Source organism: Duganella sp. sic0402 (assembly GCF_019219065.1).
Lineage (GTDB): Bacteria > Pseudomonadota > Gammaproteobacteria > Burkholderiales > Burkholderiaceae_D > Rugamonas.
Genome location: NZ_JAHUWK010000004.1, coordinates 44,104 through 56,101, shown reverse-complemented (window position 1 = coordinate 56,101; position 11,998 = coordinate 44,104). Strand labels below are relative to the sequence as shown.

Here is an 11,998-nt window from a genome sequence, read left to right as displayed (position 1 = left end):
CGGGGAAGTTTATTCTGCTGCTTTTTGCTGCGACGGGGCGCTGCCGAACAGCGCCGCCACCAGCGGGTCGCGCATCACCGGACCGCGGTTGACGCGGATGGCGTAATGGGTGTCGTCGGCCAGAATGTGGAAGTGGCGGCCGCTGCCTGCCATCGCTTGCTCGCGCAGGCCTGGGCGCTCTTTGCGTACCGGTACGCCTTCGCGTTTTGGCTGGGCAATCGCGGCCAGGAAGGCGGCGATACGCTCTGGATCAGGGGTCAGCTGGTAGACAGCCTTGCCCAGATAGGTGGCGGTGCCTTCAACATAGCGCGCCAGCTCGATCACGCCGGCTTCGCGCAGGTCGCGGATGTATTTGCGGGCGCCGGACGGCGAGAATTTCAGGAACCAGGCGATTTCGTCCGCCAGCATCTCGTGCATCGACAGTTCGCCTATCAGTTTTTGCATGTTTTCAATGCGGCGCAAGGTGGCCGAGGTCGATCGCACACGCTCGATCGACGCCATCGACAGCGCTGGCTTGCGGTCCAGCGGCGCCGGGGTCGAGCGGTCCATCAACGCCAGCCGTGCCGTGGTGGATTGCATCTCCGGCGAGGCTTTCATCTCGTTTTGGACCATGGATTGTTGTTTGCTGACTGCGTGCATGGGGATCACTCCTTTAATTTATGCCTGAATTGCCTGAATTGGTGCGGCTTTGACTAAGAATGCCCGCTTGCGCCCCTACAGTCTGTGCGTCAACGAACATTAGCGAAGCATCTATAGCTTTATGTTCGGACAGAGGGGTTTCAGATAAGTTTCGGGAAATGTGACGAATTTGATACAGCACAAAGTTTGGTGCGGTATCGAACGGAAGAACTGCGGTCCGTCACCTAATCTTCGGTTCCAACAGCGATGCAACAACATTGCTGGCAGCAAAACTTTTTAAACAATCGGGAGCAACCCTGTGAATAAATCCAAAAAAATCGCCCTCGCCGTCGCAGCACTGTGCGCGTCGTTTTCCGCCATGGCGCAGCAAGATCCGGTCATCAACCCATCGTGGTACATCCAGCCTAGCGTCAACGGCGTCAAGCCTGACAGCGACTTCCAGGCGGTCGACAAGCGTGGCCCAGGCGCCGGCTTGAAATTCGGCAAAGCCGTTAGCGAAAACTGGGACATCCAGACCGGCTACACCTATGCCCGCTCCCGTGAAAACGGCCAGCGCTATCAGCAAGAGACGCTGGGCGTCGACGGTCTGTACCTGTTCTCGCGCAAATCCTTCCGTCCATTCATCCTGGTGGGTGTGGGCGCAGAGCGCGACAAGGCCAACCTGTTCGGCAACATCGAACGCAAGCGCACCTCGCCTTTCGTCAGCGCCGGTCTGGGCTTCCAGGCTGACCTGAACGAACGCGTCGCGCTGCAAGCCGATATCCGTAACGTGCACGGTTTCATCCGTGGCGAAGACTTCCCTAACAGCAAGAGCAATAACTACTATGCAACCGTTGGCCTGAATATCGCCTTCAACGCGCCACCGCGTCCAGCGCCAGCCGCTCCGCCACCAGCGCCGCCAGTGGCAGAACCGCCACCACCGCCACCAGCACCGCCAGCACCACCGCCTCCGCCACCAGCGCGTTTCGAGAAGGTGACCATGTCGGCAACCGAGCTGTTCTCGTTCGACAGCGCCAAGCTGAACTCCAACCAGCCTAAGCTGGACGAGATCGCCAACCTGCTGAACGCCAACAGCAGCATCAACGACGTCACCATTTCCGGTTACGCCGACCGCCTGGGCAGCGACAAGTACAACCAGAAACTGTCCGAGCGCCGCGCCAATTCGGTCAAGGAATACCTGGTCGGCAAAGGCGTTGCAGCCAACCGTCTGACCGCCGTGGGTAAAGGCGAATCGAATCCTGTCGTTGAGTGCAGCGACAAGAAACGCGCCGACCTGATCAAGTGCCTGGAGCCTAACCGCCGCGTTGAAGTGGAACAAATCACCATCGAACGCCGCGTCCAGTAAAACCCCGTAACAACAGCCCCGCAACTCCGGTTGCGGGGCTTTTTTTATTATGCAAAAGAAAACGATATTCTCGGTGCTGAAATGCACCGTGCTTGAATGGTTCGAACACCGCGGCAGCAGCATGGGCGCGGCGCTGGCGTTTTACACGCTGTTCTCGCTGGCGCCTATCATCGTGCTGGTGCTGGCGATTGCCGGCTGGTTCTACGGACCGCAGGCAGCGCAAGGCGAGCTGTTCGCGCAGCTGCGCGGGCTGGTCGGCGCGCAAGGCGCGGAAGCCATTCAGGCAGTGCTGGCTGGCGCGCAAAGCAAGGAGGAAGGACGGCTGGCCACGCTGGCCGCCGGCGCCCTGCTGCTGTTTGGCGCCACCACCGTATTTGCCGAGCTCAAGGCCAGCCTGGACGCCATCTGGCAAGTGCCGCCGCTGAATTCGGGGACGCTATGGGACACCATCCGCACCCGCCTGCTATCCTTCGGCATGGTGCTGGTGCTGGCGTTCCTGCTGATGGTGTCGCTAGTGGTCAGCGCGGCGCTGACCTTGCTGGAGAAATTCTGGGGCAGTTTGTGGGGCGACGCCGGCATCGTGCTGACCGCGCTCAATATAGGCATCAGCTTTTTGGTGATCGCCGCCCTGTTCGGCGTGATCTTCAAGATGCTGCCCAGGGTAAAGCTGTCGTGGCACGACGTGACCATCGGCGCCATCGGCACCGCCGCCCTGTTCACGCTGGGGAAATATGCGATCGGCGCGTATATCGGCAATAGCGGCGTGGCCAGCAGCTATGGCGCCGCCGGCTCGCTGATTGCGGTGCTGATGTGGGTGTATTACTCGGCGCAGATTTTTTTCCTCGGCGCCGAATTTGCCAGACAATATGCTTTGCAGCTGGGCAGTTTGCGCGGGACTTCACTCGCCGAGTAGCTCGGCCACCACTTCCATCCCCTCCACCCGCTCGGCGACCACCTTGACGATGACGATCACAGGGACGCCGAGCAGCAAGCCCCACACGCCCCACAGCCAGCCCCAGAACAGCAGGCTGACAAACACCGCCGCCGCGTTCATGCGAGCAAAGCGGCCGGTCATCCAGGTAGTCACCACGGTGCCGATCAGCGTGGCGACGGCCAGCGAGACACCCATTACCAGCAAACTCATTTGCAGCGACTCAAACTGCAGGAAGGCGACCACACCGGTGGCCAGCATGATCAGCAAAGGACCGAAGTAAGGCATCAGGTGCAGCAGGCCGGCCACGATGGCCCAGGCGCCGGCGTTTTCCAGGCCGATCCAGCGCAGCGCCACCCACATCAGCAGCGCCAGTGCGGCATTGGTCACCAGCAGCATCAGCATGTATTTCTGGATCGAGATATTGATGTCATCCAGGATGTGCACAGTGATTTTCTTCTTGCTCAGCGACGGCCCGGTCAGCTTGACCAGCTTGCGCTTGAAGATATCCCCTGACAGCAGCAGGAAAAACACCAGGAAGATCACCATCGTCGCCTGGCTGAGGAAGCCCATGACACCCATCGAGCCGGCCCAGATCCAGTCCATCACCGGGAACTGCGACGGTGCGGCATTGGCGGCAGCGCGGCGCGCGGCGCGGCGCTCCTGCGCACTGGCGGTGGTGGCTTGCTGTAACTCGGTGGCGACATCCTGAATACGCTGCAAGGCGCTCGGTCCACCGCTATGCAAATGCTCGGACAGCAGCCGTGACAGCTTGTGTCCGGCGTTGGGCAATTCTTCAACAATCGATTGGAACTGGCCCTGCACCTTGTCGATCACCAGCACCGAACCGCCGAGAATGGCGACGGTCACCAGCGTCACACCGATCACGCGCGGCACACGCCAGCGCTCAAGCCAGCACACCAGCGGACTGAGCGTATAGGTAATCAGTATGCCCAGCAACAGCGGCACCAGGAAATCGCGCGACCATTGCAGCGCCCAGATAAAGGCGACGGTGGCGATCACGCCCAGCGCCAGGCCGCGCGCGTTGACATGCAGGGGAATGCGGGAAGGAAGAGGAAGCGGATGCTCAGCATCAGCGCTGACCGCCTGTGCTTGAGTCCGTGGAAGATCGACAGGCTGGTTCATGATAGCTCAAAGGCTCACATAAGAGCGCTGGCGCGCAGCATGCTGCGCGCCAGCCAGAGGGGGATTACTTGACGTGCAGGTCGTTTTTCACTGCGGTCACGCCTTTAACGCCACGGGCCACCTGGCCAGCTTTGGCGATATCTTCAGGCTGGGCGACGAAGCCGCTCAGCTGCACGGTGCCTTTGAAGGTTTCGACGTTGATTTCGGTGGTTTTCAGGGTAGGCTCATTGAAGATGCTGGCCTTGACTTTGGTGGTGATGACGGAATCATCGACATACTCGCCGGTGCCTTCTTTGGTCGAGGTCGAAGCGCAGCCGGTCATGGCGCCCAGCAGCGATACGGTGAACAGGGCAGTAGCGATTTTATGTGCGATTTTCATGGCGATTCTCCTTGGAGTAATTAGAAACAATGAGTTTGTCAGCCAGCGGGACGTTTGCTTTGGTATGCCGTCTCTGCTACCGATGTCGCCATTAAACGCGTTTTCACACCACACCTCTGTACGCTAGCGTACAAAAATCATCACGGCGAAACATCGTGCGTAAGCGCACAGACCCGGCTTTGGCGGCTGTCTATGCTGGACACACACTTTTCCAAGGAGAACAATATGAAACGCTCAACGACATTTGCCGCCGCCATCCTGGCCGGCGCTGCCGTACTGAGCGGCTGCGCCAGCAACCAGCAGCCGCAACAGATCGGCTACATCAGCAATGACTCCTCGACGTACGGCACCATCGATTCGATCCAGATCATGCAGGCGCGTAACAGCTCCGGCGTGGGCGCCGTCACGGGCGGCCTGATCGGTGGTCTGCTGGGTAATCAGGTAGGCTCGGGCAGCGGCCGCGCTGCCGCCACGGTAGCGGGCGCAGTGGGTGGTGCGGTGGTCGGCAACAACGTCGAGAGCAACCGCAACGCCGGCAAAGAGGAATACCAGATCAGCGTGCGCATGGATAACGGCGACACCCGCATCATCCAGCAAGACAGCGTCTACGATCTGCGCGTTGGCAACCGCGTACGCCTGATCGACGGCCGCCTGTACCGCTACTAATTTCGCAGTCTTACAACAAGGAGAATTTCATGGGCACTATCATTCTGATTATTCTGGTCCTGGCGCTGGTCGGCGCATTGCCGACCTGGCCGCACAGCCGCAACTGGGGCTACGCGCCCAGCGGCATCACTGGCTTGATCGTGGTCATACTGTTGATTATGCTGCTCACTGGCAGACTATAAACTCAGGAGAACATCATGAATCATCGCATCCTCCCCGGCGTGATGATGGCGTGCGCGGTAGCTGCCGCGCACGCGCAGCAAGATACCACGCCGCCACAGAACGTCCAGCTGCAACAGCAGGAAATCGCCAAGGGCGAGCCAGCCCGCTGGTCGCAACCGGACCGCACCAGCGCCGAACAGGCGCGCACGCTGCGCAAGGAAATCGGCGCCGCGCTGGCCGAAGCCAGGCAAGCATGCAAACAGCTGCCCGCCGCAGAACGCAGCGGCTGCCTGCAGGAAGCGCAAGCCACCTACCAGGCCGACATGGCCAAAGTGCCGCAGCTGGTCGCCGGCAAATAAAAAAGGGGCCTCGGCCCCTTTTCATTTACTCCGCTGTGCGCTTATGCCTTAACAGCCAGCCGACACCCGCTCCCGCCACCGCCACCACAATCAGCACCGGCTTGATCAAGCGCTTGCGCGCAATGAAGGAGCCGACTGTCAGCGCGTACGGCATCAGCGACCTGACCGACTTGAAATTCAAGCCGCCCAGACCAGCACTCAGGCCGCCCGGTTGCAGCAGGCCGCCCAAACGCGCTTGCGCCAAGCCGACCGCATGATCGATGGCGCCATGCATCAGCGCGTCCGGATGCAGCGCCTGGCCCAGCAGCGCCTTCGAATGCACTACCTTGATGCGCAGCAGTTCGCCTTCGCGTATCAGCCGCAGTTTTTCGGCCGCCAGCGCGGCCTCTTCTTCGTGCTTGCTCATGGCATCTCCTTAGACCAGCATGTCGCGGTCAGACTTGAGTTCGGCCATGGTGGCCGGCAGCGACAGTTTGCCACTCCGCAGCAGCGAGCGCGCATACAGGATCAGGCCGATCGCCACTGCCAGGAACACCACCGTGATAATCGGCAGAATCACCCAGCCGATCACTGCCCACGCAAGGTAGACAATGGTGATCGACGCATAGATCAGCGCGAAGCCGCCCAGCAGCACCGCCAACGCAAATACCACCACCAGTTGCAGCACATGGTTGCGTACCTGCGCCAGCTCCAGCGCGGCCAGTTCCAGCCGGTTGAGCAGCAGGCCGATCGCGTTGCGGGCCACCAGGCCCAGCGAGGCGATCAGTCCTGGGGGACGCGTTCCGTCGTCCTGTGCCATTACTTACGGCCGATAATGACACCGATCAGCAGGCCGATACCCGCAGCCGCCGCGATCGAACGCCATGGATTTTCCTTGACGTATTCGTCGGCGTGCTGGGCCGCGACCTTGCTGGCAGCCACAGCGCTGACCTGGGCTTCGTGGGCCTTGGCCAGCGCGGTGTCCAGCGCGCGCATGCCGCGGCCGCGCAGCTCTTCAGCCTTTTCGCCGGTCAGCGCGGTCGCGGCGGTGAACAATGCCTGGGCATCTTTAACCAGAGTTTTCACGTCGTTATTCACGGTACTGATGTTTTGTTCCAGCATGATAAAGCTCCTGTTTTGGTTGTTGATGTGAAAACTGTACAGCAAATTGCGAGCGGCCGATATCAACCGTGTTCGGTCAACATATCCCGCATATCGTCCGCGTGCTCCTCTTCGACCGCCATGATTTTAGTCAAAAGATGGCGAGTCGTCGGGTCGGTATCGCCAATTTGCAGAATCATTTGACGATAAGCCTCGATGGCCACGCGCTCCGCGATCAGGTTGGCGCGCACCATCGATTGTACGTCCTCTGACGCATCATACTCGGCATGGCTACGCTCAAGCAACGTCGCCGGATTGAAATCCGGGTCGCCGTTCAGCTGGACGATGCGCTCGGCCAGCCAGTCGGCATGCTCCTGTTCCTCGTTGGCGTGCTCCAGGAACTCCGCCTTGATGGCAGCGTTCTCGCGCCCGCTGACCGTGTAGTAATGCCGCTTGTAGCGATTGATGCAGACCAGCTCGGTAGCCAGCGCATCGTTGAGCATCTTGATCACGGCCTCGCGGTTTCCCTGATAGCCCGCAGTCACCGGACCGTCTTCCAGGTTGCGCGCAGCAGCGCGGATGGCTTCGGTATCGATACCTGCCGGATGGGTGGGGTTGGATTCAGCCATGGGTCTTTCCTTCCAAAGTAAGAGTCAAATTAACGTCGGTTGGCGATCGGCGCGCCGTTTTGCGACAGCACGATCTCCACGCGGCGGTTCAGCTGGCGGCTGCCGGCGTCGGTATTGCTGGCCACTGGATAAGCCTCGCCGTAGCCACGGGTGCCGATCTTGGCGCTCGGAACACCCAGGCCGATCAGTGCATTACGCACCGATTCAGCGCGGCGTTGCGACAGCTCCAGATTGTGCGACGAGGTGCCGGTACTGTCGGTAAAGCCTTCGACCTGCACAATGCTTTGCGGTTCCTGCGCCAGCACGTCAGCGACTTTCTGCGCGGTGCGCATGCCTTCGGCGCTCAGCTCGGCGCGGTCAACCTGGAACAGCACATCGCTCAGCGTGATGATGATGCCGCGCTCGGTCTGTTTGGCTTGCAGGTCGGCCAGCTGCTGTTGCAGGGCGGCGTTCTTGGCGGCTTCATCACGGGCAGAACCGGCAGCGGCGTCGGCCTGGGCGCGGGCGGCGTCAGCATCAGCCTTGGCTTGCTCTGCCTGGGTGCGGGCGCGGTCGGCAGCAGCCTTGGCGTTATTGGCTTCGGCGGTACGCGCCTCCAGGCGGATCTCGTCGCGCTGGCGGGCCGCGTTGGCGACATCCGCCTCAGCCTGTTTGGCCTTGGCCGCTTCCTGCGCGGTAGCGATCTTCTGCTTGGCGATGTAGGCCAGCTTGTCGATTTCGTCCAGGCTCTCTTTCTTCGCGGCGGCGGTATTGGCGCGGTCCAGCGCGTCCGAAGCGGCCTTGAATTCCAGCGGCGCGTTGGCGGCCACCGACGGATTGCTTTGCGCCGCGATGAAATCGCCGCGTGCCTGATCCAGCTGGCTGGTGGTGGTTGGGGTGGTGCTGCAAGCAGCAAACATCACCGACATGGCGAAAGCGGTTGGCAGCAGAACGAGTTTTTTCATGATGGTTACTCCTTTATTGTTTATTGTTGGCTGGTCGCGTTGGCGCGCTGGACTTCTTCGCGCAGCAGGCGGATATTGTTTTGCAGCTCGTCGGCGGCGGTGGTGGCCTTGGCCGAATTGGCTTTGCTCTGCGCCAGTTGCGCATCAGCCGAGGCTTGCGTCGCCAGGTCTTGCGCGGTTTTATAATCCTTGGCGGCCAGCGCCTGATTGGCGCGCATCAGTTTTTCACGGGCGGCCTGCATTTCGACTGGTGCCAGGTCGGCCGCGCCGGCGCTGGTGGCAGCCGCCACTTGAGCGCGCGACACCGCGACGTCGGCAGTTGCAGGAGTCTTATCGCTGGCGCAAGCAGTCAGGCCCATCAATACGGCCATGCCGCACAACACTCGCCATTGGCTGTTCATCATCATCATTATTTTTCTCCTCAAAAATTGGATGGTACGGTTGATGTTATAGGCTGATGTCGCGATAGCATCAGTACGGTGACGCACAAAAAGCTGGAGTGTGTAAAATGATGCAACTATAAAAACCCAGGTCCACAATGCCCCTTCCCCGCCGTACCCGTATTGCGATTGCCGTCAGCGCCGTTGTGCTGGCCGTGCCGCTTGTCGCCGCCGTCGCGCTCAGCAGCGTCGACTGGAACCGCGCGCGCCCCTGGCTGAACGACAAGATCAGCGACGCTATCCAGCGCCCGTTTGAGATACGCGGCGGCGTGGCGCTGGCCTGGCGCCAGCAAGGCAGCTGGCTGCCGATGCCGCACCTGGTGGCGCGCGACGTCCACATCGGCAATCCGCGCGGCATGCGGGCGCCTACCGAGATGGCCAGCGTGGGACAGTTCGCGTTTGCCATCGAACCGCTGCCGCTGCTGCGCCAGCGCATCGAGATTCCGCAGCTGCGCTTCGACCAGCCGCAGCTGCTGCTGCAGCGCGACGCCGACGGCCGCAACAACTGGACCTTCCACAGCGACGACCATCCATCGGCCTGGAAGCTCAATGTGCACAGCGTGATTTTCACCAAGGGCACAGTGCGCTATATCGACGCAATGACGCATGTCGACGCCCGCGCCGACATTGATACCATCGACGATCAGCGCTACGGCGTCAGCTGGCAGCTGCGCGGCAAGTGGAACGAGCAGGATGTCAGCGGCAGCGGCAAGGCTGGCGCGGTGCTGGCCTTGCAGCAGGTCTCGCCCTACCCGCTGGCGGCCAGCCTCAACGTCGGCGGCACCAGCATCAGCTTCGAGGGCACGCTGACCAAGCCGGCCTCGCTGGCGGCGATCGACATGCAGCTCAAGCTGTCCGGCCCCAGCATGGCGCGGCTGTACGGCCTGACCGGCGTGCTGCTGCCGGAAACGCCGCCCTTCGCCACCGCCGGCCATCTGACCGGCAACCTGGGCGCCAACGCCAGCCGCTGGGTCTATGATCGGTTCACCGGCAAGGTCGGCCAGAGCGATATCGCCGGCAAGCTGGAATTCAAGACCGGCCAGCCGCGCCCACTGCTGAGCGGCACCGTGCAATCGAATCTGCTGCAAGTGTCCGACCTCGGCCCGCTGATCGGCGCCGACTCCAACGCCAGCAAGGAGGCGCGCGGCGCCGAGCAGCGCCAGCCGGGCAACAAGGTACTGCCGGTAGAAAAATTCCGCACCGAGCGCTGGACCGCCATCGACGCCGATGTCAATTTCAAGGCGGCGCGCATTACCCGCAATCAGGACTTGCCGATTCAGAATCTGGAAACGCAAATCCATATGAAGGACGGAGTGCTGGCGCTGACGCCGCTGAACTTCGACATCGCCGGCGGCCGCTTCACCTCGCAGGTGATGCTGGACGGCAGCGGCAAGATCAACCCGGACGCGATCCGCGCCGAACTCAAGGCCGACGCCAAGCACCTGCAACTGAAACAGCTATTCCCGTCGATTGAAGGCATGCAGGCCACCGTGGGCGAGGTGAACGCCGACGTCGCGCTATCCGCCACCGGCAATTCGGTGGCCGGTCTGCTGGGTTCGTCGAATGGTGAATTCAAAGGCGTGATCAACCAGGGCAGCGTCAGCAAGCTGATGCTGGAAACCATGGGGCTGAATATCGGCAGCGTGGTGTTGACTCGCCTGGTGGGCGACCAGCAGGTCAAGCTGAACTGCATGGTGACCGACTTCGCCGTCAGCAATGGGGTGATGAAGTCGCGGCTGTTTGCGGTGGATACCTCGGAAGCCCGCATCGACATCAACGGCACCGTCAATCTGGGCAACGAAAAACTCGACCTGACACTGAAGCCGGACGCCAAATCGGTACGCGTGATTTCCTTGCGCGCGCCGATCTATGTGCGCGGCACCTTCAAGCAGCCGGATGTCAGCGTTGACAAGGGCACGCTGGCCTTGCGCGCCGGCGGCGCATTGGCGCTGGCGGTGGTGGCGCCGGTGGTGGCCATCGTGCCGCTGGTCAGCACCGGCCCCGGCGAAACGCCAGGCTGCCAGACGCTGATGGCAAAAGTTGGCGGAAAAACAGTAGCACCGCCGCCCGGCAAGACTGGCCGTTGATTTTTCTTCTATGTGGTGTGGCGAACGGAAGCGGCGCGACAGTTTGCCTAATCTTTAGCCATCGGAGCAGGCGCAATACCGCGTCTACCCTGCCAGAGGAGAAAATCATGAACAACATCAAGCGTATCGCAGCAAGCGCCGCCGTACTGGCGGCCACCCTGGGTCTGAGCGCCTGTGCCAATATGTCGGGCCAGGATAAAAACACCGCCATCGGCGCCGGCGTTGGTGCGGTAGCCGGTTCGGTCCTGACCGGCGGCAGCGCAGTCGGCACCGTCGGCGGCGCGGCAGTTGGCGGCGTGATCGGCAATCAGGTGCAAAAGCCACCGCGTTAATCAGCGCTTAAACAGAACATCATTCCCGCGCAAGCGGGAATCCATAGGCCGCTTGCTTGCAGGCACCGCATGGATTCCCGCTTGCGCGGGAATGACGTTTGCATGTCCTCGTCCTGCCTTATTTGTCCTTGAACATTTCGTAGCAGTGGCAGGAGGCGGATTCCAGGCCGGCGGAATCGAGGATCTCGATATTGCCGCGGCTATAGCTGATCAGCTTTTGCTGTTGCAGCGCGCTGGCTGCCTTGGTCACGCCGACGCGGCGCACCCCCAGCGAATGCGCCAGAAACTCATGCGTCAGGTGAAATTTTTCCGATTGCAGACGATCGCGCGTAATCAGCAGCGAACGCGCCAGGCGCGCCTCCAGCACATGGAAACGGCTGCACACGGCAATCTGTATGGCCTGCGCCAGCGCCGTATCCGTATAACGGTGCAACAGGCGCTGCAAGGACTCCATCCGATAAAACTCGGTCACAAAGTCCGCCGCGTCCATCCTGTAGGCGCGGCCGGACCGCTGCACCACGCCGCGCACCTGGGCAACCTCATTGCCCAGCACCACCGAAGCGCCCAGCATGCCCTCGCGGCCAACCGAACCCACTTCCAGCGTCATGCGTCCTTCTGCCACGCCCAGCTGCGAAATCAGGCAATCGATAGGGAAGTACACATAGCGCATCGCCTGTCCGGGCTCCGACAGCACCTGGCCGTTGTCGACCCGCACCGTCTCGCACTTCTCGGCGAGCTGGGCCTGGTCGTCGTCGGGCAGGCTGGCCAGCAGGCGGTTATTCGCCAGCCGGGGCTGCGCGCGGTCTTCGTCGGGGGAATGTAGGATAGAAGTATGCATGTCATCAGAGTAATGACACTA

Annotated in this window: 17 protein-coding genes; 7 read left to right on the top strand and 10 right to left on the bottom strand. The window is 61.5% G+C overall.

The window, feature by feature from the left end; translation table 11 throughout:
* Positions 1 to 9: 9 nt before the first annotated feature.
* Positions 10 to 639: a winged helix-turn-helix domain-containing protein gene (locus tag KW842_RS12060; RefSeq protein ID WP_229223650.1), complete on the bottom strand. Its 630-nt coding sequence runs from the start codon at positions 637 to 639 to the stop codon at positions 10 to 12.
* Between the two features lie 298 nt (positions 640 to 937).
* Here KW842_RS12060 and KW842_RS12055 point away from each other — a divergent pair, with 298 nt between their 5' ends.
* Both KW842_RS12055 and KW842_RS12050 read left to right on the top strand, forming a co-directional pair.
* Positions 938 to 1,984 (top strand): OmpA family protein, encoded by a 1,047-nt coding sequence (locus KW842_RS12055; RefSeq protein ID WP_218304350.1) that lies wholly within the window; start codon positions 938 to 940, stop codon positions 1,982 to 1,984.
* Positions 1,985 to 2,033: 49 nt separating this feature from the next.
* Entirely contained in the window at positions 2,034 to 2,897 is an 864-nt protein-coding gene (locus KW842_RS12050) for a YihY/virulence factor BrkB family protein (RefSeq protein ID WP_218304349.1), read from the top strand.
* Here the strand turns inward: KW842_RS12050 and KW842_RS12045 are convergent.
* Together KW842_RS12045 and KW842_RS12040 are read right to left on the bottom strand one after the other, a co-directional pair.
* Positions 2,883 to 4,061, bottom strand: coding sequence for an AI-2E family transporter (locus KW842_RS12045; protein ID WP_218304348.1), 1,179 nt, complete (start codon positions 4,059 to 4,061; stop codon positions 2,883 to 2,885). The genes KW842_RS12050 and KW842_RS12045 overlap by 15 nt on opposite strands.
* Positions 4,062 to 4,125: 64 nt before the next feature.
* On the bottom strand, positions 4,126 to 4,440 hold the full coding sequence (locus KW842_RS12040) for a BON domain-containing protein (RefSeq protein WP_218304347.1): 315 nt from the start codon (positions 4,438 to 4,440) through the stop codon (positions 4,126 to 4,128).
* A gap of 225 nt (positions 4,441 to 4,665) precedes the next feature.
* Between KW842_RS12040 and KW842_RS12035 the strand changes: the two genes are divergently transcribed.
* Genes KW842_RS12035 through KW842_RS12025 form a run of 3 tightly spaced genes read left to right on the top strand, consistent with a single transcriptional unit; the run spans position 4,666 to position 5,627 of the window.
* Complete coding sequence (locus tag KW842_RS12035; protein WP_218304346.1) at positions 4,666 to 5,106, top strand: glycine zipper 2TM domain-containing protein; 441 nt, start codon at positions 4,666 to 4,668, stop codon at positions 5,104 to 5,106.
* A 29-nt stretch (positions 5,107 to 5,135) separates the two neighbouring features.
* Entirely contained in the window at positions 5,136 to 5,288 is a 153-nt protein-coding gene (locus KW842_RS12030) for a DUF3309 domain-containing protein (RefSeq protein ID WP_218304345.1), read from the top strand.
* Between the two features lie 15 nt (positions 5,289 to 5,303).
* Positions 5,304 to 5,627 carry a hypothetical protein gene (locus tag KW842_RS12025; protein ID WP_218304344.1) on the top strand — a complete coding sequence of 108 codons (324 nt, stop codon included), beginning with the start codon at positions 5,304 to 5,306 and terminating at the stop codon, positions 5,625 to 5,627.
* A 25-nt stretch (positions 5,628 to 5,652) separates the two neighbouring features.
* On the opposite strand, the gene KW842_RS12020 is transcribed toward KW842_RS12025, so the two are convergent.
* The 6 genes from KW842_RS12020 to KW842_RS11995 all read right to left on the bottom strand — a co-directional run bounded on the left by KW842_RS12020 (position 5,653) and on the right by KW842_RS11995 (position 8,690).
* A complete protein-coding gene (locus KW842_RS12020) occupies positions 5,653 to 6,033 on the bottom strand; it encodes a hypothetical protein (protein WP_218304343.1) in 381 nt (126 codons plus the stop codon).
* A gap of 9 nt (positions 6,034 to 6,042) precedes the next feature.
* Positions 6,043 to 6,426 (bottom strand): phage holin family protein, encoded by a 384-nt coding sequence (locus tag KW842_RS12015; protein WP_218304342.1) that lies wholly within the window; start codon positions 6,424 to 6,426, stop codon positions 6,043 to 6,045.
* A complete protein-coding gene (locus KW842_RS12010) occupies positions 6,426 to 6,728 on the bottom strand; it encodes a YqjD family protein (protein WP_218304341.1) in 303 nt (100 codons plus the stop codon). The genes KW842_RS12015 and KW842_RS12010 overlap by 1 nt, the downstream gene beginning before the upstream one ends.
* A 62-nt stretch (positions 6,729 to 6,790) precedes the next feature.
* Positions 6,791 to 7,336, bottom strand: coding sequence for a bacterioferritin (locus tag KW842_RS12005; RefSeq protein WP_218304340.1), 546 nt, complete (start codon positions 7,334 to 7,336; stop codon positions 6,791 to 6,793).
* A 29-nt stretch (positions 7,337 to 7,365) separates the two neighbouring features.
* A complete protein-coding gene (locus tag KW842_RS12000; protein ID WP_229223649.1) occupies positions 7,366 to 8,280 on the bottom strand; it encodes an OmpA family protein in 915 nt (304 codons plus the stop codon).
* 20 nt (positions 8,281 to 8,300) lie between these two features.
* Positions 8,301 to 8,690, bottom strand: a complete 390-nt coding sequence (locus KW842_RS11995; protein ID WP_218304339.1) for a DUF4398 domain-containing protein — start codon at positions 8,688 to 8,690, stop codon at positions 8,301 to 8,303.
* A gap of 128 nt (positions 8,691 to 8,818) precedes the next feature.
* Between KW842_RS11995 and KW842_RS11990 the strand changes: the two genes are divergently transcribed.
* On the top strand, positions 8,819 to 10,807 hold the full coding sequence (locus tag KW842_RS11990) for an AsmA family protein (RefSeq protein WP_218304338.1): 1,989 nt from the start codon (positions 8,819 to 8,821) through the stop codon (positions 10,805 to 10,807).
* 107 nt (positions 10,808 to 10,914) lie between these two features.
* Positions 10,915 to 11,139 (top strand): glycine zipper 2TM domain-containing protein, encoded by a 225-nt coding sequence (locus KW842_RS11985; RefSeq protein WP_218304337.1) that lies wholly within the window; start codon positions 10,915 to 10,917, stop codon positions 11,137 to 11,139.
* A gap of 118 nt (positions 11,140 to 11,257) precedes the next feature.
* Here the strand turns inward: KW842_RS11985 and KW842_RS11980 are convergent, their stop codons facing one another.
* The gene (locus KW842_RS11980) at positions 11,258 to 11,977 is read right to left on the bottom strand and encodes a Crp/Fnr family transcriptional regulator (protein WP_218304336.1); all 720 of its coding nucleotides are present in this window, start codon (positions 11,975 to 11,977) and stop codon (positions 11,258 to 11,260) included.
* Between the last annotated feature and the right edge of the window lie 21 nt (positions 11,978 to 11,998).

Excerpts from the sequence above, each read along its gene's own strand:
- KW842_RS12060 (WP_229223650.1), bottom strand. The coding sequence starts at position 639 with ATGCACGCAGTCAGCAAACAACAATCCATGGTCCAAAACGAGATGAAA.
- KW842_RS12050 (WP_218304349.1), top strand. The coding sequence starts at position 2,034 with ATGCAAAAGAAAACGATATTCTCGGTGCTGAAATGCACCGTGCTTGAA.
- KW842_RS12045 (WP_218304348.1), bottom strand. The coding sequence starts at position 4,061 with ATGAACCAGCCTGTCGATCTTCCACGGACTCAAGCACAGGCGGTCAGC.
- KW842_RS12040 (WP_218304347.1), bottom strand. The coding sequence starts at position 4,440 with ATGAAAATCGCACATAAAATCGCTACTGCCCTGTTCACCGTATCGCTG.
- KW842_RS12035 (WP_218304346.1), top strand. The coding sequence starts at position 4,666 with ATGAAACGCTCAACGACATTTGCCGCCGCCATCCTGGCCGGCGCTGCC.
- KW842_RS12030 (WP_218304345.1), top strand. The coding sequence starts at position 5,136 with ATGGGCACTATCATTCTGATTATTCTGGTCCTGGCGCTGGTCGGCGCA.
- KW842_RS12025 (WP_218304344.1), top strand. The coding sequence starts at position 5,304 with ATGAATCATCGCATCCTCCCCGGCGTGATGATGGCGTGCGCGGTAGCT.
- KW842_RS12020 (WP_218304343.1), bottom strand. The coding sequence starts at position 6,033 with ATGAGCAAGCACGAAGAAGAGGCCGCGCTGGCGGCCGAAAAACTGCGG.
- KW842_RS12015 (WP_218304342.1), bottom strand. The coding sequence starts at position 6,426 with ATGGCACAGGACGACGGAACGCGTCCCCCAGGACTGATCGCCTCGCTG.
- KW842_RS12010 (WP_218304341.1), bottom strand. The coding sequence starts at position 6,728 with ATGCTGGAACAAAACATCAGTACCGTGAATAACGACGTGAAAACTCTG.
- KW842_RS12005 (WP_218304340.1), bottom strand. The coding sequence starts at position 7,336 with ATGGCTGAATCCAACCCCACCCATCCGGCAGGTATCGATACCGAAGCC.
- KW842_RS12000 (WP_229223649.1), bottom strand. The coding sequence starts at position 8,280 with ATGAAAAAACTCGTTCTGCTGCCAACCGCTTTCGCCATGTCGGTGATG.
- KW842_RS11995 (WP_218304339.1), bottom strand. The coding sequence starts at position 8,690 with ATGATGATGATGAACAGCCAATGGCGAGTGTTGTGCGGCATGGCCGTA.
- KW842_RS11990 (WP_218304338.1), top strand. The coding sequence starts at position 8,819 with ATGCCCCTTCCCCGCCGTACCCGTATTGCGATTGCCGTCAGCGCCGTT.
- KW842_RS11985 (WP_218304337.1), top strand. The coding sequence starts at position 10,915 with ATGAACAACATCAAGCGTATCGCAGCAAGCGCCGCCGTACTGGCGGCC.
- KW842_RS11980 (WP_218304336.1), bottom strand. The coding sequence starts at position 11,977 with ATGCATACTTCTATCCTACATTCCCCCGACGAAGACCGCGCGCAGCCC.